The sequence below is a fragment of the Paenibacillus sp. FSL K6-2393 genome, from assembly GCF_038002545.1.
Taxonomy (GTDB): domain Bacteria; phylum Bacillota; class Bacilli; order Paenibacillales; family Paenibacillaceae; genus Paenibacillus.
Map to the genome: position 1 here is coordinate 5340515 of NZ_JBBOCU010000001.1, position 23918 is coordinate 5364432.

The following is a 23918-nucleotide window of genomic DNA, read 5'->3' on the forward strand; positions in this document are numbered from 1 at the left end:
TCCTTCATCAAAATATGGTTGCCCCGCTTCATTTAATCGATGTCCCGCCGCAGCAGCAGTTGAGGTATGGCATGGTCGGGATGGGAGACAATCGCGGGTTTGACGCGAAATATATCCTGGATATTCTCATCGTTGATCAACGTATGAGGTGTGCCCTTTCCAACCGCCATACCCTCACGGAGCGCCAGAATGTGATCGCAAAATAACGCGGCCAGATTCAAATCATGCAGCACAGCCACAATTGTAATGTTATTTCTCTGTCGCCATGCCGATAATAATTCCATGAATTGCAATTGATATTTAATATCCAGAAACGTGGTCGGCTCGTCCAGCAGCAGTAACCGCGGCTCCTGAGCCATAACTTTGGCTAGTGCGACTCGCTGCCGTTGCCCGCCGCTGAGTGCATCCAGCGGTCTGTCCGCCAGCTCTGTCAATCCTAGATCTTCAAGCACCTTGTCCACTACAAGTGCCCCATCACCCGTTTCCCGCCCCAGCCAGTTCTGGTATGGATATCTCCCCATCTCCACCACGTCTCGCACGGGATAGGAGATGGCTGGCAAGCCATCCTGCTGCAATACAGCGATCATGCGCGACAGATCCTTACGGCTGTAAGAGCCGATGTCTCGACCATCGATACGAATCTGACCTTCGTTTAACTGTTCCGTTCCGGCAATTAGCTGGATCAGGGTGGACTTGCCACTGCCGTTTGGTCCGACAACTCCCCACCAGTCACCTTCGCCAACATGCCAGTCTACATTGCGCAGGGCCTGATGATTGCCATATGACTTCCCTGCTCCCTTAATGGAGATAAGTGAAGTCGAGTTGGAACTGGTACTGGAATTCATGGCATCATCCCCTTCTGCAACTTTTTGTTCCGGTGCAGCAGGTAAGCAAAGAACGGAGCACCAACAAAGGCGGTGACAACACCGAGCGGAATTTCAGTTGGCGCCAGCAACGACCTTGCTATGGTATCTGCCCACACCATGAAGATCGCTCCACCAATGGCAGACAAAGGTACCAGCAGTCGGTAATCCGGTCCCACCACCAGCCGCAACATATGCGGGATCACCAATCCAACGAATCCGATGACACCTGATACTGAGACAGCCCCTGCGGTCAGCAGAGTGCCAACTGCCAGCACGGACAGCTTGAGTCTGTCCACTCCGATCCCGATATGTGCCGCTTGACGTTCTCCCAGCGCAAGCACATTCAACGAGCGTGCGCGGCTCCAGAGAAAGACCAGCCCTAATAGAAAATACGGGAAAAGGATGGCCGTATACGACCACCCACGCAGAGCCAGACTTCCCATCGTCCAGTATATAATTTCATTAATCGTCTGTTTCGACATGGTCGACAGGAAGGAAACAACTGCGCCCAGGAAACTTTGCATGACCACACCAGCGAGAATGAGGCTGTGTGTAGGTATTTTACGCCCTTCACGAGCCAGTGCCATAACAAACCATAACGTGATTACACCCGTCAAAAACGCCACCAGTGGTAACGTCCAGATTCCGATCAGTGCATACTGCAATCCGAAGAAAATCAGGAAAGCAGCCCCCACCGACGCACCGGATGATACGCCCAAGGTGAACGGGTCTGCCAGCGGGTTCCGAAGAACCCCCTGGAATCCCGCACCGGCAATCGCCAACGATGCGCCCACGAGCACGGCAAGCAGTACACGTGGGAATCTGACTTTCCAGATAATCTGTTCGGCTGCCTTATTCCAATCCGGTGTAATCCAGTCGCCCACCCAGGGGATTTTGTGAATCAGGATACCTGCAATATCCCGGATCGGCAAAGCTACTGAACCAATGCCCGTGCAGATGAGCACGGTGAGCACCAGCAGCACCATGCCCGTCGTTCCGAACAGGATCAGCTTTTTACTCATTGGAACAAGTCAGGGTAGATCGCTTTGGCTACTTCTTTCAACCCTTGAGTTACCCGTGGACCCGGACGACTCAACAGGTTGGCATCCAGGCCAATAACCGCGTCATTTTTTACAGCCGTAATTTGATCCCAGCCGCTGCGCGCCTTGATGATCTGATCCAGTGTTTTGGAGTTTTCATCAATTACATCGTTGGCATACAGGATCACATCCGGATTGGAGGCAATCACGTTCTCTTCATTGATTTCATACCAACCCTCTTTGTCCGAAGCAATATTGCTGCCACCGGCTACAGTGATGAGTTCATCCATAAATTCGCCTTTACCCACAGTCCAGCCTGGGGAGAATTCAACGTATACTTTTTTCTTATCTTCCGGTTTAACTGCCTTCACTGCTTCCGTTACATCCGTAACGTCCTGTTTCATCTGAGTGATGATTTCTTGTGCTTTTTCCTGATGATCGGTGATTTTACCGAAGGTTTCGATATTATTCATCACATCGTCAATGGATTTAGGATCCGTTTTAAAAATGGTAATGCCCAGTTCACGCAGTTTCTTCACCGCATCCTCACTCATGGAGATACCTGTGAAGACAATGTCGGCTTCAGCTGCAATAATGGACTCTTCATTGGGCTTGGTGATACCGCCCATTTTAGCTTTGGTTGTTGCTGCTTCCGGATAATCGTCATAGTCGGATACACCAACGATCTGATCGTCCAATCCAAGGGCAAACAGGGATTCCGTCTCAGCCGGAGACACGGATACAATTTTGGCCGGTGCCTTTTCAAAGGTGAACGATTCACCCGTTGCATCCGTAACGGTAAGTGGATATTGTGTTTTGAGGTCCGTCTGAGCCTGGCCTTGGGACTGCTCCTGTGCCGGTTGCTGTGAAGTACCTGTGCCCTCGTTTGTTGTTGCATTGCCACATCCGGCCAAAGCCAGTGCAAGTGCCGCTGCACTTAACAGGGACGCTACGCTTTTCCAATTCTTGAAATTCATTCTGTTATTCTCCCCTTCTCTATTTGTACTATTTTCTTGCATCGTGCTCGAACTCTTATTCCCCATGTCTTGGTGTTCCTGTGTAAGGTTTGAACTGCAACATTTACACGCTAACGGAGAGTGCAGAACCAATCTGAAGAAACGAAGTGTTCGCCTTTATCACCAGATTTTCCATTTCAAAAAGGGAATCAAAAAATCTGGGGATAACAGCGATCGGAAGATGGTACTGCAATCGGAGTGACCTCGTGTAAAATTGGTCTCGGTTCATCTTACATGACAATAAAAAATCCCCAATCCATGGACAAGGATCAGGGATGACGTCTCGCATATGGCGATCTGTACATGTTCAACCAAGGGTTGTCCATGCGCATAGAATAGCCCGAAACGCTGTCCTTTCCTCGAAGGAACACCGGTTTGTACGTCCAGGGCAGGTAACCTGACTTACAGGAATCATCCTGTTTTACAGTGGCGGGACCGTGCCGGATTTGCACCGGCTTCCCCATTTCACCCTTGTGTGTTTCGTGACTCGTACTAATCTGCCATGAAAACAGCCTTCACACGCGGGACCCTTGGTCGCTGATATGGTAAACCATTGCAGTGTAATTTCTGCATGTTGCATACTCGTTCAGGCTTCACAACCTGAAGCGTATCTGTACCATGCTGAAGTCACACTTCTGTTGTGATTATAGGGTATATTGTACATCCTTACAACCCGATTGGCGGAAAAGTCATTCTGCTGCCAAACCACTCATTCCCCTGTTGTTCAAGCTGAACCTGAATCGCCTGTCCCGGTACGACATGTGTATCCCAGAACCCAAGCCCGGCAATCAGACGGGACAAGGCATATCGGATGACACCACCATGCGTAACCACAACTATGGTTGGCACTTGACCCTCATTAACGTGCGTCGAAGGACGGCCCTCCAATAACATCTCTTGGAGAAAGGAGTCCAACCGTCCGGTAAACTCCTGCCACGATTCCCCCTCAGGCGGAGTGACCTCCTGCGGGGCATCTATCCAGTTTCGGTACACAGAATTATCCTTGAGCTGCTCATACGTCAGCCCTTCCCACTGTCCAAAATCATTCTCGCGCAGGCGTGAGTCGAACTTCACCTGTCCGCTGGCATCAGGAAGAATCTGTTCCAGCGTCTGCCGGCAGCGAAGCAGATCACTGCAATATACCTCGTGCCACGAAACACGGCTCAATTGTTCATGAAGCGGAGCCAGTTCTTCTTTGGCATTTGGCAGCAGACCGATGTCGGTATGCCCCAGGTATCTTTTTTCCACATTCCACAGCGTTGTCCCGTGACGGATCCACAGAATGTTTCGTTTCAGTGAGCCGGGTTGATCCGTATGTACTTCACTGCCTGCATTCCCTTTATTTACGGCCATAACAGCGTCCCTCCTGCCAGCCACACGCCCAACGTTATGAACACGCATAGTACCACAAAAGCACCTGCCGACCAGAACATCAGACGTGATGTTTGCACAATATCTTCGGCTTCCATCGGCCTTGTGGCCTCGCCCATGTAGGCACGAAATGAAGCAACTCCGTGATACACGTTATGTCCGCCAAGCCGGATGCCCAGTGCTCCAGCCACCGCAGATTCGGGAAAACCGCTATTCGGACTTGGATGCAGTCTTGCATCCCGTGTGACCATGCGTGCTGCTCCTTTGGCGTCCAGCTTCATGACCCAGGCACCCACGATTAACAGAATTGCGGTCAGCCGGGCAGGTATCCAGTTCACCACATCATCCAGACGGGCCGAGGCCCAGCCAAGATGCAGATACTTGTCATTTTTATATCCGACCATGGAATCCAGCGTGTTGACGGCCCGATAAGCCATAGCTAGTGGAGCGCCTCCAATGAGTGCATAGAATAACGGCGATACAATGGCATCAACGATATTTTCAGCAACCGTCTCCACCGTTCCCCGCACAACCTCCGGTTCATCCAGATGCGCCGTATCACGTCCAACAATCATGCCCAGTGAAGTTCTGGCCGCTGGCCAATCCTGCTGCTTCAGATGACGATACACTTCCATACCTGCATCCTTCAGCCCTTTTGAAGCAATGGTCGTTGCAATGAGCACCACTTCAGCTGCCGCTGCAATGACAGGATGAATCAGCCCAAGCACATATACGAGTCCCCAGGTGATGGCAAAAGAACCCCCTGCAATCACAATCGGGAACAACAGCCCTGCTCTCTTCAGCCCCGAATCTGTGCGTACACGCGAGCGAATGACACGCTCCAACGCTGAGATGCCTTTTCCCATGCCAATCACCGGGTGGGGAATCCAGCGCGGATCTCCGATACATCGGTCCAACAGGTACGCCAGTATAATAATCCAGGCTCCCGCCATGCCTGTCCAGAACGGCCAAGTCCATAGATGCTCCACGTCAAAAGTCATTTGTACCTGATCCTCTCTTTCCATAACAGTCCGGCCTGAAGGCTCTCCGTCACCGTGTCGTATACCAATCTGCCAATCGCCGCCCCTGCCGTAGTTGCTGTCCCGGCATAAGTGATCATTGGCGGAGGTTCTTCCACTGCCTGACGTACCGCCAACACAATGGCATCGGTTGTGGTGCCGGTGGCGGGCAACCCGTTCTCCGAATCCAGAACACCCGCATCCGCCAGCGCGGCCGCTTTGGCTTCCACCGCCGTCTGTACCGCATTCACCATCGCCCCGGTGGTCATGCGTCCATTCAACCAGAGCATGATGTTAATTGTACCCGGGACATAGGGGTGAATCGTTAGATTCCGTGCTGAAGGAGCAGAGCGCTCCCTGCCGGAAGACATCTTCTTATTTCCCGCCGTATCAAATACCGTTCTCTCCGACCCCGCACGTGCTGCATTCGATACACCCGCAGTGGTGCAGCACAGAAGACCAAATTCATCACTTGTATATTCCTGAATGGAGGTATGCTCCAGCCTTACGGCCGTCAATAATCCGGCACATTGATCCCGCGGCTCATGCCATTCGTTCAGTGCTTGTTCGATATCACGCGGCGGATCATCACAGCGGTAATGCCTGTCCACATAGATGTTAAATATGCGATCCAGTTCAAGCATCCCACCGCCATATACCGCACTCGACAGCGCTTGGGCAGCCCTTGAGCTCTGTGCTTTGATATGTCGTTCATATGCGGATATGTTCAGTCCGGGCCAGGAAGAGGAAGCATATTCATTCTCGCCTGTTTCTCCATTCGCAAAGTAGTTATAAAACGGGAGTGTCACGACCGCCTCCCTCCCTGTGCCTGTTCCGAATCTTTCGTCTGCTCCTGCTGACTTGATTCATGAATGGAGGACTGATCGACATTTGGATATCCCTTGGTTTCCAGCACGCCGCCCAGCACTTTGAGTAATGTAGCATTGGCGTCTGCATCCTTGACTGCAAAACGTACATGACCTTCGTCAAGCCCCGGATACATGGCACAGCTGCGAATCAGGATGCCCCTTCGGCCCAGCGCCTCCTGCATTGATGCTGCTGTCCAAGGGGCCGGCACACGTACCAAAATAAAATTCGCCTCTCCCGGTGTCACCGCACATCCGTACGCCTTCAGTCCTTCGATGAGACGCTCCCGTTCCCGCGTGATCTGTGCTATGGTCTCCTGTTCGTACCGTTCTCCGCTGCGCAGACAGGCTTCCCCTGCCATGAGCGCCAGACCGTTGACACTCCAGGTCACCTGTTTCTTCGTCATCGCCTGAATGTATTCGGCACGGCCCAAAGCATATCCGAGACGCAAGCCCGGAATGGCATAAAACTTCGTCATCGAGCGAATGATGATCACATTTGGATAGTCATTCAGATGTGCTGCCAGGGACTGGCGCCGGGCTACCGGAATAAAATCCATAAATGCCTCATCAATAACGATTACAGTTCCCGTTTCTTCCGCTTTGCTGGCAAGCCTTTGCAATACCTCAAGCGGATATTGTACACCGTTTGGATTGTTGGGCTGGCCAAGGAAGAGCAAGTCTACCTTTTCCATGAGCTGCTCGATCTCCTCGGGTTCCGCTCGCCACGCCAGCTCTTCTCTGCCCTCCGTATGCACAACCTCGGCACCGAATTGTCGTGCCAACGCGCGGTACTCCGAGAATCCAGGTTCCACCGTACCCACCTTGCGCGGGGCAAGCCCCAGCAGAATGAGCGCCATACTTTCGGCTGCACCGTTGCCCACAGAAATCTGCTCCTGCATCACACCAAGACGCTCGCTCAGCAGTGCTTTGAATCCCCGATGCCCCGGATCGGGATACCGAATCACCGACTGTAATCCTTGCTGTATAGCCTCCAGCACCCCTCTGGGCGGACCGAGCGGATTAATGTTGGCACTGAAATCCAGAAAATCAGCAGCTTCCCTCCCAAATCGTGACGCAGCCGTCTCCACGTCCCCGCCATGTCCGAACACTTCGATATAACCGGTCATTCTTCCGTCATCCTTTCTGTATGTCCTTTTTATTATGGATGGCACGGGAGGTGTGGGTCAATCCTGTTTTCTTTGTGTCCCAACCATAATTCGTTTACAATAGAAGAGGAATTTCGGTTCCTTTTGATATACAAGGTTCACTACATAAGGGACTAGCAATCCCTCACATACATTAATGGAGGAATGACCATGCTGTTTGTAGACAACCAGGGCATTACAGATCCTTCTGTAAACCTTGCCATTGAGGAGTACATTCTGAAACATCTGCCGATGGAGGATGACAGCTATCTGCTGTTCTACATCAACCGTCCGTCGATCATCATCGGAAAACATCAAAATACGATTGAAGAAATTAATATCGAGTACGTTCAGGATAACGGTGTGCAGGTGGTTCGTCGTCTTTCGGGAGGCGGAGCGGTATATCACGATCTGGGCAACCTGAATTTCAGTTTTATTACAGCGGATGACGGTCAATCCTTCCACAATTTCCGCAAGTTCACCCAGCCTGTGGTTGAAGCTTTGCATGAGCTTGGTGTAAATGCCGAGTTGACCGGGCGTAATGATCTGCAAGTCGGCGAAAAGAAAATTTCGGGCAACGCTCAGTTTTCCACACGTGGGCGCATGTTCAGTCATGGCACATTGATGTTTGATCTGAATCTGGAGCATGTTCAGGCTTCCCTGAACGTCAATCCCGAGAAGTTCAAATCCAAGAGCACCAAGTCCGTGCGCAGCCGGGTCGCCAACATACGTGATCTGATTGACACCAACCTGACGATTGAGCAGTTCCGTGATGAGCTGTTACGTCATATTTTCAGAATGGAGCCACAGGACGTCCCGCAATACAAGCTGACTGACAAGGACTGGGACAAAATCAAGGAAATCTCCGCTGAGCGTTATAATAACTGGGACTGGAACTATGGCTTGTCTCCGGAAAGCAATGTGAAGCACACTCGCAAATTCCCTGTTGGCATCATCGATCTGCGCATGAACATCAAGGATGGACGCATCGAAGATATCAAAATCTTTGGCGACTTCTTCGGTGTAGGCGATGTGGCGGATATCGAAGATATGCTGCGCGGCAAGCGGTATGAGGAATCCGAGGTGCGTACTGCACTTGAGGGCCTGGATGTAAAACATTACTTCGGCAACCTTGAGCTGGAAGAGTTTATCGGCCTTGTTTTCCTAGAAGAGTAGGTATATAAGTTCAACCCAAGAATGTTTACACCTGCCACTCCGATGACAGAATAACCTTCCGATCGCTGTTATCCCCAGATTTTTTTGATTCCCTTCTTCAAAGGGAAAATCCGGTGATAAAGGCGAACGCTCCGCTTCTTCAGGTTTTTTCTGTCCTCTCCGTTCTCGTGTAAAACGTTTAGTTGAACTGATATAGATTAAGTCGGGTATAGATACCAGATAGATACAGATAAAAAAAGGAGAGAAACACAGATGACCTACAAATTGATTGCAATCGACATTGATGACACACTGATCAACGACAACAAGGAAGTAACCCCTGCTACACAGACTGCACTGGAACAAGCAGTTGCCCATGGTGTAACTGTAACGCTGGCGACTGGACGTGCTTATGCTTCCGCACAAGCGCTTGCTCGTCAAACCGGACTTAACGTGCCGATCATTACGTATCAAGGCGCATTGGTGAAAAACCTGCTGGACGAAAAAGTCCTCTATGAGCGTTACGTTCCACAGGAAGCTTCCCGCAAATTGTATGATTACTGCCTGGAGAACAATCTCCACCTTCAAACTTACATTGACGACAAGTTGTATGCGCGTGAGGAAAACGACAAGCTGCGTGATTATGCCAAATTAAACGGCACCCAATATTACATCGAATCTGATTTCATCAAAGTGATCGAACAAAAAACACCAAAGCTGCTTATTATTGATGAGCCTGACTACTTGGATAAGGTTGCCGTTGACCTGCGTGAATTGCTCGGACCTCAAGTGCATATCACGAAGTCCAAACCTTACTTCCTGGAAATCATGCACAATGAAGGAACTAAAGGCCACGCCCTGACCTTCCTGGCTGACCATTTCGGTCACCAGCTCAGCGAGTGTATTGCCATCGGCGACTCCTGGAACGACCATGAGATGCTCGAAGTTGCTGGTCTTGGTGTAGCGATGGGGAATGCCATTCCTGCGCTGAAAGAGCTGGCGGACTACATTACGGCAAGTAATAACGAAGACGGCGTAAAAGAGGTTATTGAGAAGTTTGTGCTGAACGCAGAGTAATTAAAATCAACGAACAGCCCAGTCGGCGAATTTCGCCGTGCAGGGCTGTTTTTTTGATTTTAAAAATATGTTCATTATCCTATTTAAACGATTATATTAGGTATATTTCTCTCTTATTTTTAATGTTTTGAGATTACAATGCTAGCTATGAAATTTAAAATTATCCGTTTCATGTTTTGCCTACTTTCACGCACCACGATTCATTGTCTCTTACTTGCTCATGGCATGCTGGAAAGACTCCAACAGTTTCTTGATTTGCCCATCAAATTCCAGTTGAAATGACGGAATGATCTCATCTATTCTTTGCTGGAACAGCTCGGGATCTTGGACACCAAGCTCTGCCCTTAACTCCATTTCTTCTTCGGAACCATTGTCGTTCAGGATCATGTTCAGGATTTCACCTTTAAAGTATTCACTTGGAGGAAGGATTAGAGCATTCATCAGGAACTGAGTAAAAAAGAGATGTTTATTATGTTCCTGACTTGCCTTTTTCATCGCCTGCTTAGTAAACAAGTTTATATATTTCTGAGCAAACGCAACCCCTCTCATTCGGGAAGGCCCTACATGTTCGACCCCTTTCCAGCGCAGATCGGCCACAGAACTAAGCCACCAGGCCGGTTCAATCGCCTGCTGCATACGAAGCAGCACTTGGCGCTCAAACTGCGGCTCAGGATGTATTCGTTGCTCATCCAAACATTTTCCTATGGTCTCCGCTTCAATTGCAGCGACCGTCATGCCTTGGCCATGGATCGGATCGAAGCTGCAAAATGCATCGCCAAGGACGAGTAATCCGGAGGGCCAATTCTCCATCAGTTCAAAATGTTGACGGACAGACTCGGAAATACGGTATCCCCGCGGCCCTTGAAAAGGCTCCAACTGGTCTGCCAATGCTACGATTTCATCCGAAGCAAACAGATGTTTGATTTGCTCTTGAAACTCATCCGGATGAGTTGGAGGATATTCATCTCCTCCTGCGTTGAACAGTAATAGTCCAGCGATATCATTCTCAATGCGCCACAACATGCCTGCACGAGTTCCTTGCACAGGATCGGACTCTGTTATCACCGTTCCCCAGTCATTTTGAATAGAGGATGGTATCTTATAATAGCGGGTGCTGTAACCAAGCGACACCTTCAGCACTTCCGGCTCAGGCACGGACAACCCTATCTGTTCAAGCCATCTGATCAATTTGGAAGAACGTCCCGCGGCATCAATAACCATATCTGCTGCAAGCATTGCTTCCCGATTATCCCGACCTCTTTCTTTGGTATACACGCCTGTAATCGAACGCTGATCTTCTGATGCCATTAACCCGGTAACTTCCGTACTCGTTAAGAAGCTTATATGATCTATGCTCTGGACTCGCTGACGCAATACCCATTCCAGCAGGGCTCTGCTGCTCGATGCAATTTTGAATGAGGAAGCAGCATTCGCTTTATTGACTAAAGTACCGTAGCGATTGGCAATCACAATTTTCTCTTCATGTGAAGGAATGGCACCAAGCGAGACCAATTCATCATTGTATCCGGGAAAGTAATGTTCCAGAATGAGTCCGCCGCGCGGTAATACACGATGTGGATGAAAGGATTGAGGCACACCCTGCCGATTCGCCGGCTCAGAAGGTAATTCATCTCGCTCAATGATACATACCTCATCATAATAATCAGATAACATCCTTGCAGTGATTAACCCTGCAATACCTGCCCCAATTACCACAGCTTTTTTCATATCGGACATCGCCACTTCATCCTCTCTAATCCATCATATTTTATCTACACTTGTAGCCCTATCAAAAAATTACTTATAATACCAATATACACTTGGAATCTCGCATCAAGTAAGAATCAATATCAGGATACTATATAGCTAAACTACAATAAGGAAATGATGTAGATGAAAATGATTGATAAAAAGGTGGATTTGAGAGTTACCCGAACTCATAAATTGTTAACGATGGCGCTTCTCGATCTGTTATGTGAGAAAGGCCAGCTATTCAGCAACATCACAATTAATGAAATATGTGACAAAGCTATGGTTCACCGAACAACGTTTTACAAACATTTTAAGGATAAATTTGCTCTACTGTCCTCCACCCTAACTTGGGTCCTTCGGGATTATTTACACATCAATGTAGAAGATCGGTTACAGCAGCCTTTGCAAAGCGTATCTAAAATTCTGTTCGGAAATGTACTGGAGACTATCGTGCAGAACCAGCAGAAGGATGAGGGGTTTAACAACTTTTTCATACATTATATCGGAGAGATATTCAGACGAGATTTTCTGGAATTGAAGAGAAGAGGTAAACAATTTTCACTTCCCATAGAACTTGTAGCCGAGTTTCACTCGGGGGTGATTCGTTTACTTGTGACGTGGTGGATACAACATTTCGAAGAAAATGTTACGGCAGAACAGATGGATGAATATTACTACCTGCTGGTTAACGAGAACATCATGATGGAATAACAAACAGCTCAACCTAAAATCAAGGGCTGATTTTGAGCTTGAGCTGCATACCTTCAAACTTTACCTATTTTAAAACAGATTCGGAAGCCTGCACTGTCATCCTCGAACGACTTCTTTTCTTCAACCAGCCGCTCACCTTCTCATTCATCGCCAGCAGACCTGAAACGACAAGCACTACACCGATCCATGTAATCCAGCTGACATGCTCACCGTAGACTACAGCACCAAGCCCTACCGCAATGGGTGGTGAAATGTATAACCATGTTGCTGGAAACAATGGGTTGGTACGCGACATAATCCAATAGAACAGACTATGCCCCACCATGGAGCCGATGACAGTCAGATAGATCACCGACGAGACGGCAGGCACCCAGTCCAGAGCAGACATATTCCACGATTCCGTTCCGGCTGAGAGCAGGGATAACAGCAATCCCCCATACATCATCTGCACCGCATTAATTGCTACAGGACTAGCCTCCTTGAACTGATGAATGACCTTTTTGGAGTACAATGCACCTGCTGAATAACAAACTTCCCCCACCAGTACCGCGATACAACCCCACATGAATAAAGAACCTGCACCAAGCGATACACCTGGCAGCACAACCAGAACCACACCGGTGAACCCGATCAAACAGCCTGTAATCATACGGCCAGATGTTTTTTGTCGTAACAACGCCGTCTGCATCAACATAATCATCAGCGGCCCTGTCGCTGACAGAATGGCACCCACACCTGAGCTCACATGCTGTTCAGCCCAATATAATGTGGCAAAGGTGCCGAAGGTCAGCCCCGCTCCCGTTAACAACATCTCCTTGCGGAACAGGAGTGACCAGCTCACTTTGCCCTTCATCCACATCCATGCAAACATCAGCGCTCCCGCGATTACAAATCGCAATCCGGCTGACAGAAAAGGCGGCATGCCTGCCTCTACTCCAATTTTAATAGCCAGAAATGTTGTACCGAAAATAAGACACATGACCGTAAATGCAATCCCCACCATGATAACCACTCCTTTGTCTGTTCTTCATCATATCTCATGGTCTACAGAACAGAATGAACAAAACAGAACAGTTGTCGCCTATTAGCTGTTACAATAGAGTTCAAAAGGAGTGTGAGCCGGGTGGGCAGAACCATGATGATGACAGATAACAGCCTGAAACTATATGAGCAAGTAATCCATTATCTCGTTGTACGTATAGAAGCGGGAGAGTGGGCCGAACATGAAAAGCTGCCATCTGTACGAAGCCTGTCCGAGCTACTCGGCGTACATCGTCTGACTGTTTTCAAAGCCTATCAGGAGTTAAAAGAACGTGGGAATGTTTATGTGAAGGATAAGTCCGGCTATTATGTCAGTCCAGCAACTCCATTCTCAGTAACAGATCAGGCGGATGATCCCGCCGTGTCTGCCTGGCTGCATTGGGACTCCCTCGCACGTGTACAGTCGCTTGAAGCCGAATTCCAGTTTTCCAAATCACTGATTGATCCCGCCCTGCTTCCCAATCGGTATTGGGGAGAACTGATGCGTGATCTGCTGGATCAATATCCACGTCTGCTCGGAACGTACTCCACGATTCAGGGAGATTTGGAATTGCGTAATGCGCTGGCAAGCCATCTTACAACCAAGGAACGCTTCTATCTCTCCGCAGACGAGGTGTTAATTACATCGGGTGCCCAGCAAGCGATCGACGTCATCTCGCGGACGCTGGTTAAGCCCGGAGATCGGGTATTGATGGAACGGCCTACGTATGGACCGGCAATGGAGATTTTCCGCAAACAAGGTGCCCGGCTTGTCTTCACCGACATTCATCCCGAGGGTTATGATCTGGAGCAGATCGAACATCTGATGAAGAGTGAGAAGCCGCGCCTCTTTTATATGACACCGACCTTTCAGAATCCAACCGGCATGAATGTTCCAGTAGAACAGCGCAAGCAGCTACCTGAACTTGCAGAACAGTATGGTTGTTTTCTGCTCGAAGACGATAGCACCTATGATATCTATTTTAAGGAGAAACCTCCTGCACCCATCTTCACCTACGACACCACAGGACACACCCTGTACATTCGCAGTTACAGCAAGTATGTTGCACCCGGGCTACGGATTGCAGCCATCATATGCCGTCAGCGTTTCATGCCAGGACTACAGGCTGTAAAATCACTGACAGATAACGGATCGCCCCTTCTGAACCAGAAGCTTTTTCTCCGTTATTTTCAGTCAGAACGTATGCATCAGCATCTGTCCAAGCTACGGACCGCCATCCAGCTACGGATGGAAGTGATGGAACAATATCTGCTGGAAACGGACTGGACGTGGACCCTGCCGGAGGGCGGACTCAACTTTTGGGTGGAGCTTCCTGAGGGTGTGGATACCGGAAGACTGCTTCACCGATGCATGGAACAATCCGTCGCCTTTGTACCTGGAACCGTATTTGATTCTTCGGATGATTCAGCCAGTCGCAAGCTGCGCCTTTCGTTCTCTTATGCACATGAGCAGCAGATTCGGGAAGGGATGAGCAGGCTTATTACGCTGGCCAAAGAAATATAAGGTTTGGATTTCCTAGAACAGAAGCCACTCCGAAAACTTTCAAGTGCAATTTGCCGCTGGCCCCGCTACATCAAAAAAAGTCGCCTTGTGGCGACTTTACTTTTGGTGTTCTATATTCTCTACCTGCACCCGCTCTGTGCTTAAAGGTCTTTTCTTGCAAACAGGCGGATCGTAATAAGATAAGACGCTACAAACAAACCTATTATGCCTACAGAAACCAATGCCATTGTCGTTGTGGTAATCATGCCGTTCTCGTTGGCCATACTCATGAGGTACGCAACGGGTTGCGCCAGTATAATCATACAGACCATGAATATCGCATTGATGATGCCTGCCCCTTTTTTGCTAAGTCCGTAGAATAGAGGCATGTATATGGAGACTAGCACAAGCACCATGCCTACGGAAATGGCAATATCCATAAGTGAATAATTCGGTTTGTTCAGTTCAGGATAATTCAGGTTCACAAGCTCGTGAATTCCGTACGACGCGAGCACCCCGAAAAATGTATAGACTATAGCAGAGAGGTACTTGGCTTTCACAATCTGTTTGCGGCTAACCGGGAGCGTGACCAGGAAATTATGATTATGGTTCTTGATATCAATCATAGTTGCCAGCATGACCGAACCAAAGGCTGTGTAGATGCCTACAAAATACATTGACATTTCACTCTTTGGTATAAATGCAAGACTAAACACCACCAGGTATAATCCAATCGTCCATAGTGAACTTTTCAGTACAATGAAGTCTTTACGAAGTAGGTTAAGCATATTTGCGTCCTCCCTTCGCCGTAAAATAAATGAGGTCTTCCAACGTGGGTCTTTGTAAAAGAGCAAACCTGCCAAATAACTGTTCGGCCTCTGCTTTATGATCCGACAATGCTTCAAAACCAACGGCTGTCTCGCGTATTCCGATGAAATGTTTCCGAATGTCGGAATCAAGCAGACTCGTATCCCCTTTTACAATCGTATACCTTTCCAGCACATCATCTTTGGCTTCATTAAACACCAGTTTTCCTTGATGAATAAACGTAATGTAGTCTGCAATACGTTCCAGATCGGTCGTAATATGTGTCGAGAAAATAATGGACCTTGTTTCGTCCTGTATCATATCCGCAAGAAGATCGAGCAGTTCCCGCCTAAATACAGGGTCAAGCCCGGATGTTGGTTCATCCATAATTAGCAGATCTGCTTCATGCGACAAAGCTACGGCGAGAGAATACTTGATCTTCATGCCTTTGGACAGATCCTGGATTTTCTTTTTGGGAGACAGTTCGAACTGATCCAAATAGTCATTGAACGCTTTATTATCCCATTTGGTGTAAAAAGGAGCGATCATTTGTGTCATCTCCCGGATCGTTAGATGCTCATAATAAAAGCATTCATCGGACACAATGCCAAGGCGCTGCTTGATGTCAACTTCCTGATTGGGCATCTCACTGCCCAATGTCTTGAGGCTCCCCTTATCGGGATGGATCAGACCCGTGATCATTTTGATCAAAGTACTCTTTCCCGCCCCATTTGGACCAATAAGTCCCGTGATATATCCTTTTTTCACATCAAGAGATACATTATCTACTTTAAATAAGGGATACGTTTTGGTTACATTACGTAATTCGATAGCGTTCATTATGCTTATTCCTCCTCAACCAACAATGTAAGATGATGGATTACATCCTGTGAACTCATGCCCAGTTCTCTGCTCTCACGAATCACTTCGAGCATCTTCTCTTCCAATTGTTTCATCCGCCGTTCTCGAATAAAGTTCTGATTGGCTCCGGATACAAAGCTCCCTTTTCCTACAACTGAATCGATCAGTTTCTCCTTCTCCAGCTCTTCATAGACACGTTTAGTTGTAATAACACTGACTTGCAGATCCTTGGCGAGCTGCCGAATGGAGGGGAGACTATCTCCAGCAACCAATTCTCCGCTCAAGATGCTCTGTCTGATCTGAGTTAAAATCTGCATATAGATCGGATCGCTCGAAGCGTTCGATATTAAAATGTTAATCTTTCCTCACCTCATTGATGTTAAATAGTTTTCAGTAGGTATAGTGTATATATATAATATACACACTATACCTACCGATGGTCAATCCTTATTTCAGATTGTTCTCATTCTGAATCATTCCATAGACGTGGACTGGCTAATCTGGACGACAAAAAAAGAGGACGTCAGTTTCCTGTTCGTCCTCTTGATTAATCAAGCCCGAAAGGTCACATGACCTTCCGGGATACTGTTATGAGCTGGATATGACCTTATCCACCAATCCATATTCGACTGCTTCAGCAGCGGACAGGAAATAATCTCGATCCGAGTCCTTCTCAATTCGCTCAATCGACTGCCCTGTATGGTCGGCTAACAGCTTGTTAAGGCGCTGACGATGCTGAATGATGCGGTTAGCATGAATCAACATATCCGACGCCTGCCCCCGCGTACCGCCATGTGGCTGATGGATCATGATCTCACTGTTGGGCAGCGCCATACGTTTGCCTTTGGTTCCACCCACCAGTAATATCGTACCAAAGCTTGCCGCCATACCTGTACAGATCGTGGAGATATCCGGCTTAACAAATTGCATCGTGTCATAGATCGAAAATCCCGCGGTCACCGACCCACCAGGGCTGTTGATGTACATCTGGATGTCCTTCTCCGGGTCCTCTGCAGTCAAAAACAATAACTGGGCCACGATGGCATTTGCCATCTGATCCTCAATCTCTCCGGACACCATAATGATCCGGTCTTTGAGCAAACGTGAATAAATATCATAACTCCGCTCTCCGCGAGCGGTTTGTTCCACTACATACGGCACTACATTCATATGTGTCGCCTCCTCGGTTTAGGCAACCATGTTGACCGTGTACCCGCCTCCATACGACATCGAGTTCATACCAGAAGTGGAGTACCCGTACATCATTGGCTGCATGGATGGAGACGGCAAAGTCTGCTGCAAAATCGTCCCCGCCACAGCCATCGGATCATCCGAACGATTCAGGCACAGATCAATGATTTGAGCTGTATCTCCATTACGAAATGCCAGCAGATAACTGCGCAGTTCCTCCCGATTGTCCACCACTGTGCCCTCCTCATACTGCAATTCACCGTCTGATTGTTTCAACCTGTGCCTCACTTCAGCTATGGCAGAGCGGGCTCGACTTAATGCCGCTTTCACAGCGCCTTCTGTCGTATCCAACATTTCCGCAGTCTCTGCCGCCTTGTAACCCATTAATTCACGTAATACATATATCACTCGCTGCCACGGTGGTAGCTCATTTATTAAGAGTTGAACGGCAGACTCCAATTCCTCGAATCGCCTTTCCTCCTCCATCTCGTGCAGGAGCGGCTTCAAGCTATCCAGTTTATAGGCTAATCTCTCCCGCTGGCGTAAGATATCAATCCAGCTGTTGCGTGCAATACGGATCAGATAAGCTTCCCAGTTTATATCTTTATTCATCCCATAAGTTCCAACTACACTCGACGACAACACTTTGAGACAGGTCTCCTGAACCAGATCCTCCGTGTCTGGAACTGATTTCGTCAGAGATAAACAATACGCATACAACGAACCCATCAGATCGGGTAGTACGGTATGGATGCTTTGGTTCAATTGATTTTTTCTGTCGTTGCCATTGAATTCAATATCGAATTTATCTTGTTTACCATCATCATGTGGTCTGTTGATTCTGCAATCCACGGACTTCACAAAGGCCATCTTGGGGGCCCCCCTTTGCTGGTTCCTGATTGATTTTGACTTACACTATGTAAACGAAGAACCCCTTGTAAAGGATACGCTCTTCTGAATTTATTTTATTACGCTGGTTAAGTTGGGTTACGCATTCGTTTCCAGCTTTAATGTTCCAAGCGGCACCTTCATCCCGGTAAGGGCAATCGTAATACCTTGATCCAGATTATAATTCTGCCTTACATCTACGTCATGAGACATATGTGTAAAATAAGTATGACCCGGCTTCAGTTCCCACAGCAGCTCCTGCGCTTCACGCATATCGTACACGGAACGTGTTGAGAATTCCGCAAGCTCATGCACAAAGCTTGTTCCAAGCACCAGCATATCCAGTCCGTGCAATGGCTCTTTCTCGGCGTCTTTCAGGTCAATAGCATCTGAACAGTACGCCCAGCTATACCCGTCTCGATCCAGTCGATATGCGTACGAATATCCGTTATGTCCATGGCATACTTTCCAGGAATGCACCTTCCAGCCGCCGAGTTCAATATCATCATCCGTTTCCAGAAAGTCCATATGACGACCCAACCAGGGAAACTGTCCCTGAATGGTGGCAATTACTTCACGTGGTGCATACAAACGCCCCTTTACACCCAACCAGCGGCACGCATCCGCCCATTCCGGCAATCCTCCAATATGGTCAAAATGGGCATGCGTAATGAGCAGCGTATGCACCATACGCAATCCCTGATCCTCCATCTGTGATCTCCAGTCTGGTCCGCAGTCAATCATGAACTGTTCACTCGCACCATCCCCAACACCACCGTCAATCAGAACAGAAGAGCGTTTCCGTTTATTTTCTCCCGTAAGCCTTGCCTCTGTACATACGTCGCAATCACAATACACACGTGGAACGCCCATCGCATCGCCAGTGCCCAGAAATGTTAGCTGATTCAATCCGCATTCCCCCTGAATTAATGATATGTAAATTGTAATCGTCCACCCCTGTTTTTGCAAAAAAAAGACCATCCCGCTGCAGTTCTACACTGCAATTCGGGACAGTCCGTGGTCTGACTGTTCACCGTCAGACTTTAATTCCATGCTTCGCTCCATTCGGGAGCTTCCGCTCATCCACATCTGGTGCGCCCTCGTATAGCTGGGTCGCCAATATGAAGAGCAGGCCTTACCTTTTTTCACAGGCCATGACCGACTGAATCGAGTCACATTAACCCAACGCTGGAACTATACCAGTGCTCGCAGCTTCAAGGTCAGTTCCTGACCCGCAGGTACATCCTTCGATTCTGTAATGACCCAGTTCGATGCAAGCCGCTTCGCCAGCACCTCTGCCTGCTCCGGTTTCAACTGTAATCCGGTTACTATTCCTTCACCCACCGTGAAGTCTTTCTCTGGCTGCACCTTAAAGGCCTTCTCCAACCAGATTCCGAGTCCACCACGCGTGTTAAAGGTAATCCGGTAGCCGTCTTTCACTGCTGCCTCCAGATTTTCACCATGCTCGTCCGCATACGAGAAAAATTCGTTATATCGGTATTCCTCTTCAGACACGGCGTCAAAAGCGGAAACGTCTTTGGCTTGAATGGCTTTTAATATTTCTTCCTCAGGCATCCCCTTACCGCGGGCTTGCTCCAGTCGAATTGCTGTACTTTGGGATAATTTGATCTCTGCATTCATCCAACTCACACCTTCCTGCTAGTACTATGTAACAATCATGATTCAGTATACCTCTATTATAACCTTTTGGCAGTAAAAAACCTCCATCTCTACTTCCATTGAAATGAAGGTTTAGTATCCATATGCTCGGTTACCTGTTCGATTACATCAGCTATGCTCATATTCCCGCAAGCACCTGATACCACACGCCGCGTTTGGAGTACAACGTACTGCGTACCTCATCCCATCCACCCAGATAGTTGATATCAAATAATCCTTCAGGCGTTGGGAATGTGGACTCGGTCTGTGCAAATACATCCGGATCTACTGAACGAAAACCATGCTTGGCAAAAATGCGCTGTGCTTCTGGTGTACGCAGATATGCGACAAAAGCTTCCGCCAATTCACGATTCCCATGTTTATCGGCATATTTATTCACCACAACTGCCGGGTTCTCAATCAGGATCGTATTTTTCGGAATGACGATGTCATAATCTACACCTTTAGCGATCCGGGCAAGCAATTCATTTTCATACGTGACGATTACATCACCGACACCATACTCGAATGCCGCCATCGAAGAACGCCCACTCTTGTCCAATGATTCAACGTTGCGATGTACCTGTTCGAGAAAATCCTTGGCTGCGGCAGGATCTTTCTTCCCCTCTTGTTCCTCCGACAGTTTTAATCCAGCACCGTAAATGGCATTAATGTCCCATTGTGCGCCCCCGGATGTCTTTGGATTAGGGTAGAGTACCTTCACTCCCGGCTTGGTCAAATCCTGAAAATCATGAATTCCGAGCGGGTTGCCTGCTCTTGTGCCCAGAACAACAATCGAACGGGTGATCATGCCCTCATTAGGGGTCTGTTTCCAATCGGAGCTAACCAGATCGGCTTTGACCAGCTTCTCGATATCACTCTCCATCGCGAGCAAGGCCACATCAGCCTCGAATCCACCAACGATGGCTCTTGCCTGTGTACCCGAAGCTTCATAGGATTCCTGGAAGTTAATTGTCTGTCCGGTTTTTGCCTTCCACTCCTCTTGGAACTTGGGCAGCAATTCGCCTACAGCGTCTTTTGCTACACTATAAGCACCAATCACCAGCGTAGTGGATGAATCGTTACTAGAGGGCTCGTTCTGTTCGCTTGCCCCCTCCTGCTTGCTGCACCCAGCGGTCATGCAGACGAGCAGAAGCATGAGGGCAACATATAAGAGTATGGCTTTCTTCTTCCTCGTCTGCATGGGCAGCCCCTTTCTTCCACTTGATCTAAATCATCACCGGCATCGGATCTTCCTTCAGTCGGTTCTCAACCACCCAACTGTTGGAGTCATTGAACAGATATGCACGGTGTACAAGGACTCGAATTTGTTGACCGATCTCCAATGTCGTTTTTTCCAGGGAACGATATGTGATTAACTTATGACCCTGTACGTCCACCTCTACCATCCATTCACTGCCCCGGAAATGAAGATGTTTGACTGTACCTTTTTCCGTTGCAGACAACATGGTGAACTCATTTTTCAAGCCGATCTCAATATACTCCGGTCGAATAAGCGCTTTGGTATGTTCACCCTCGACAGCATGTTCGAATCCTTTCAGCTGGGAAGCATCCTCCACAACCGTAGACTCCCCGATAAAGGTAGCGACAAACGGTGTCTGCGGGTTTTTGTAGATATCCCAAGGTGTGCCCTTCTGTTCCAGACGACCTTGACTGATAATCATAATCTCGTCCGCCACTTCAATCGCTTCATCCTGGTCATGCGTTACAAAAATCGAAGTGATTCCTACCCGTTCGATTAGCTCCCGCAACCATGAACGCAGTTCCTGACGGATCTTGGCATCAATGGCAGCGAACGGTTCATCCAGCAATAACAGCTGGGGCTCCGGGGCGAGCGCTCTGGCAAAAGCCACACGCTGACGCTGCCCACCAGAAAGCTGATGCGGATAGCGCTGTTCGAAACCTTTTAACCCAGTCAATTCAACCAGTTCCATAACCCGATCACGGATCTGGGCTTTTGGGGTCTTCTTGACCTTGAGTCCAAAGGCGATATTCTCAAATACCGTCATATGTTTGAACAAGGCATAGTTCTGGAATACAAATCCGATGCCCCGCTCCTGTGGAGGCAGATGGTTCACGACTTTTCCGTGAAAGCGAATCTCTCCGGAACCCGGATTCTCCAGACCCGCGAGCATCCGCAGAATGGACGTCTTCCCGCCTCCGCTGGGTCCAAGCAGACCGATCAGATGGCCTTTGGCAATATCGAATGAGACATCTTTTACCGCATGAAAATCACCGAAATGTTTGTTCAGATCACGGACTTCTACATGCATATCAATGCACTTCCTTTCGCTTCTTGGCCCATTCCATCATGAGCAGCAGCCCGACGGAGAAGGTGACCAGCACCAATGCCACACCATTTGCGGCAGCTACATTAAAATTCTCAACATCCTGATACACCAGGGTTGTTGCGGTCTGCGTTTTGTTCATAATATTACCGGATACAACCAGCACTGCACCGAATTCCCCAAGCGAGCGCGCAACCGTCAAGACTAGACCATACACTACCGCCCAGCGGATCGAAGGCCATGTCACACTCCAGAACGTTCTCCAGCCGTAGGCGCCAAGTGTAGATGCGGCCTCCTCTTGCTGAGAACCGAGTTCCTGGAGGACAGGCATAACCTCTCTGACCATAAGTGGAAAGGTAACAAATAACGTTGCGATCACCATACCTGGGAAAGCATAGACCACATTGAATCCAATCCCTTCAAAAAAAGCGCCCATAATGCTGTTAGGTCCCAACATCAACACAATCATCAAGCCGCCAATGACAGGAGATACGGCATAAGGCAGGTCTACAATGCTGTTCAGCAGCCCTTTTATCCGTTCACTCAGCCATCCGGCACGAACCAGATACAGAGCCATCATGATGCCAAACAATGTATTTAACAGGGTGACCACCAGGACAACCAGTCCGGTCATCATCAAAGCGTGTAACGCCTCAGGGCGCATCAGCCCTTTCAGGAATCCACCTGCCCCATCTTCAAATGCGCCAATAAAAATACGGCCAAGCGGGATGATCAACAGTACAATAAATACCGCAAACGTCAGTCCGATTAAGAGTCGTCTCATCGTCTTCTCCCCCGCATCTGCACCAGATTGATCAGCCAGAGGATCAGGAAGGAGAGCGTCAGGAGCAACACGGATACAGCAGCGGCTCCCGTTGGATTATCACTTTCAATCTCCCCGTAGATAAATACGGAAGCGGTCAGTGTTCTTCCTGGAATGTTACCAGCCACCAGCACAACAGCCCCGAATTCAGCCAGTCCTCTGGAGAAAGCGAGCATCCCTCCACTGATCATGCCAGGTGCCATGGACGGCAGAATAACCTGCATGAACGTGCGAGCCTTGGATGCCCCCATCGTGTACGAGGCCTCTTCCTCGGAAGGATCGATTTCTTCCAGCAAAGGCTGCACTGCGCGGATAACAAACGGAAACGTGACAAAGGTCATCGCGATAACAATGGCGGGCTGATGAAACACAATCTCAAATCCCATGGATTCAGCCAGTTTCCCGATGGCACTGACCGGACCCAAAAGCAGCATAATCATCAAGCCGCCCACCGCTGTTGGCAGTGCAAACGGGAGATCAACCAGACTGTTAAGAAACGATCGGCCCACAAAGCGATACCTTGTCAACACCCAGGCGATCATCGTGCCCAAAACCACATTAATTAGCGTGGCAATGACGGCCAGTCGAATGGTCAGCAGTACGGCTTTCCACGCGATGGGGTCCATAATGCTCTGAACAAAGTTGCTCCATCCTTCGGAGAAGGAATTGACGTACACACCGATGATTGGAAGTACAATAAGTACGATAAAATATAACAATACGGTACTGCGAAATCCCCAAGTCCATCCCTTATGACGAAGAACGGTATTCATTGCTGCGTTCCCTCCCAGCCTCCGGCTTTAGCTCCGGTCGGCAGTCTTCCTGGCTTCAATAC

The 23918-nt window shown here is 48.7% G+C and carries 24 protein-coding genes and 1 riboswitch; of the genes, 4 read left to right on the top strand and 20 right to left on the bottom strand.

The features are described from left to right. Positions 1–32 precede the first annotated feature (32 nt). The 7 genes from MHI14_RS23735 to cobD form a co-directional block, all read right to left on the bottom strand. Positions 33–845 (bottom strand): ABC transporter ATP-binding protein, encoded by an 813-nt coding sequence (locus tag MHI14_RS23735; RefSeq protein WP_341131370.1) that lies wholly within the window; start codon positions 843–845, stop codon positions 33–35. Next, the gene (locus MHI14_RS23740) at positions 842–1888 is read right to left on the bottom strand and encodes a FecCD family ABC transporter permease (protein WP_133386799.1); all 1047 of its coding nucleotides are present in this window, start codon (positions 1886–1888) and stop codon (positions 842–844) included. Before MHI14_RS23740 ends, MHI14_RS23735 begins: the two co-directional genes overlap by 4 nt. Beyond that, positions 1885–2883 carry an ABC transporter substrate-binding protein gene (locus MHI14_RS23745; protein WP_074094019.1) on the bottom strand — a complete coding sequence of 333 codons (999 nt, stop codon included), beginning with the start codon at positions 2881–2883 and terminating at the stop codon, positions 1885–1887. The genes MHI14_RS23740 and MHI14_RS23745 overlap by 4 nt, the downstream gene beginning before the upstream one ends. 409 nt (positions 2884–3292) lie before the next feature. Then, positions 3293–3442, bottom strand: a riboswitch (cobalamin riboswitch). Between the two features lie 146 nt (positions 3443–3588). Next, entirely contained in the window at positions 3589–4275 is a 687-nt protein-coding gene (locus MHI14_RS23750; protein WP_341131371.1) for a histidine phosphatase family protein, read from the bottom strand. Further along, positions 4266–5246, bottom strand: a complete 981-nt coding sequence (cbiB, locus tag MHI14_RS23755) for an adenosylcobinamide-phosphate synthase CbiB (RefSeq protein WP_341131750.1) — start codon at positions 5244–5246, stop codon at positions 4266–4268. The genes MHI14_RS23750 and cbiB overlap by 10 nt, the downstream gene beginning before the upstream one ends. 44 nt (positions 5247–5290) lie before the next feature. Further along, entirely contained in the window at positions 5291–6121 is an 831-nt protein-coding gene (locus MHI14_RS23760; protein WP_341131372.1) for an adenosylcobinamide amidohydrolase, read from the bottom strand. Then, entirely contained in the window at positions 6118–7308 is a 1191-nt protein-coding gene (gene cobD, locus MHI14_RS23765) for a threonine-phosphate decarboxylase CobD (RefSeq protein ID WP_341131373.1), read from the bottom strand. Before cobD ends, MHI14_RS23760 begins: the two co-directional genes overlap by 4 nt. A 189-nt stretch (positions 7309–7497) precedes the next feature. On the opposite strand from cobD, the gene MHI14_RS23770 reads away from it, so the two are divergent. Together MHI14_RS23770 and MHI14_RS23775 are read left to right on the top strand one after the other, a co-directional pair. Then, a complete protein-coding gene (locus MHI14_RS23770) occupies positions 7498–8502 on the top strand; it encodes a lipoate--protein ligase (protein ID WP_341131374.1) in 1005 nt (334 codons plus the stop codon). A 252-nt stretch (positions 8503–8754) separates the two neighbouring features. Continuing rightward, a complete protein-coding gene (locus MHI14_RS23775) occupies positions 8755–9558 on the top strand; it encodes a Cof-type HAD-IIB family hydrolase (RefSeq protein WP_062833159.1) in 804 nt (267 codons plus the stop codon). Between the two features lie 210 nt (positions 9559–9768). Here the strand turns inward: MHI14_RS23775 and MHI14_RS23780 are convergent, their stop codons facing one another. Beyond that, positions 9769–11295 carry an NAD(P)/FAD-dependent oxidoreductase gene (locus tag MHI14_RS23780; protein ID WP_341131375.1) on the bottom strand — a complete coding sequence of 509 codons (1527 nt, stop codon included), beginning with the start codon at positions 11293–11295 and terminating at the stop codon, positions 9769–9771. Positions 11296–11451: 156 nt separating this feature from the next. Between MHI14_RS23780 and MHI14_RS23785 the strand changes: the two genes are divergently transcribed. Beyond that, positions 11452–12021 (top strand): TetR/AcrR family transcriptional regulator, encoded by a 570-nt coding sequence (locus tag MHI14_RS23785; protein ID WP_091033555.1) that lies wholly within the window; start codon positions 11452–11454, stop codon positions 12019–12021. Positions 12022–12085: 64 nt separating this feature from the next. Here the strand turns inward: MHI14_RS23785 and MHI14_RS23790 are convergent, their stop codons facing one another. Further along, positions 12086–13024 carry a DMT family transporter gene (locus tag MHI14_RS23790; protein ID WP_341131376.1) on the bottom strand — a complete coding sequence of 313 codons (939 nt, stop codon included), beginning with the start codon at positions 13022–13024 and terminating at the stop codon, positions 12086–12088. Between the two features lie 120 nt (positions 13025–13144). Between MHI14_RS23790 and MHI14_RS23795 the strand changes: the two genes are divergently transcribed. Beyond that, complete coding sequence (locus MHI14_RS23795; protein ID WP_341131377.1) at positions 13145–14566, top strand: aminotransferase-like domain-containing protein; 1422 nt, start codon at positions 13145–13147, stop codon at positions 14564–14566. Positions 14567–14706: 140 nt separating this feature from the next. On the opposite strand, the gene MHI14_RS23800 is transcribed toward MHI14_RS23795, so the two are convergent. From MHI14_RS23800 to cysT, 11 genes are all read right to left on the bottom strand, one after another. Then, positions 14707–15333: an ABC-2 transporter permease gene (locus MHI14_RS23800; RefSeq protein ID WP_249911480.1), complete on the bottom strand. Its 627-nt coding sequence runs from the start codon at positions 15331–15333 to the stop codon at positions 14707–14709. Then, entirely contained in the window at positions 15326–16192 is an 867-nt protein-coding gene (locus tag MHI14_RS23805; RefSeq protein ID WP_249911481.1) for an ABC transporter ATP-binding protein, read from the bottom strand. Before MHI14_RS23805 ends, MHI14_RS23800 begins: the two co-directional genes overlap by 8 nt. A gap of 5 nt (positions 16193–16197) precedes the next feature. After that, complete coding sequence (locus MHI14_RS23810) at positions 16198–16572, bottom strand: GntR family transcriptional regulator (RefSeq protein WP_249911847.1); 375 nt, start codon at positions 16570–16572, stop codon at positions 16198–16200. Between the two features lie 229 nt (positions 16573–16801). Further along, positions 16802–17383, bottom strand: a complete 582-nt coding sequence (gene clpP, locus MHI14_RS23815; RefSeq protein ID WP_289391545.1) for an ATP-dependent Clp endopeptidase proteolytic subunit ClpP — start codon at positions 17381–17383, stop codon at positions 16802–16804. Positions 17384–17401: 18 nt separating this feature from the next. Continuing rightward, a complete protein-coding gene (locus MHI14_RS23820; RefSeq protein ID WP_339308911.1) occupies positions 17402–18274 on the bottom strand; it encodes an RNA polymerase sigma factor in 873 nt (290 codons plus the stop codon). 117 nt (positions 18275–18391) lie between these two features. Next, the gene (locus MHI14_RS23825; protein WP_133386789.1) at positions 18392–19201 is read right to left on the bottom strand and encodes an MBL fold metallo-hydrolase; all 810 of its coding nucleotides are present in this window, start codon (positions 19199–19201) and stop codon (positions 18392–18394) included. A 285-nt stretch (positions 19202–19486) separates the two neighbouring features. After that, on the bottom strand, positions 19487–19933 hold the full coding sequence (locus MHI14_RS23830) for a hypothetical protein (protein ID WP_091033569.1): 447 nt from the start codon (positions 19931–19933) through the stop codon (positions 19487–19489). Positions 19934–20090: 157 nt separating this feature from the next. Continuing rightward, positions 20091–21155 carry a sulfate ABC transporter substrate-binding protein gene (locus MHI14_RS23835; protein ID WP_289391542.1) on the bottom strand — a complete coding sequence of 355 codons (1065 nt, stop codon included), beginning with the start codon at positions 21153–21155 and terminating at the stop codon, positions 20091–20093. A gap of 25 nt (positions 21156–21180) precedes the next feature. Beyond that, the gene (locus tag MHI14_RS23840; protein ID WP_036610770.1) at positions 21181–22245 is read right to left on the bottom strand and encodes a sulfate/molybdate ABC transporter ATP-binding protein; all 1065 of its coding nucleotides are present in this window, start codon (positions 22243–22245) and stop codon (positions 21181–21183) included. Position 22246: 1 nt separating this feature from the next. After that, positions 22247–23044, bottom strand: coding sequence for a sulfate ABC transporter permease subunit (locus MHI14_RS23845; protein ID WP_017689977.1), 798 nt, complete (start codon positions 23042–23044; stop codon positions 22247–22249). Further along, positions 23041–23856, bottom strand: a complete 816-nt coding sequence (gene cysT / locus MHI14_RS23850) for a sulfate ABC transporter permease subunit CysT (RefSeq protein WP_017689978.1) — start codon at positions 23854–23856, stop codon at positions 23041–23043. The genes MHI14_RS23845 and cysT overlap by 4 nt, the downstream gene beginning before the upstream one ends. Between the last annotated feature and the right edge of the window lie 62 nt (positions 23857–23918).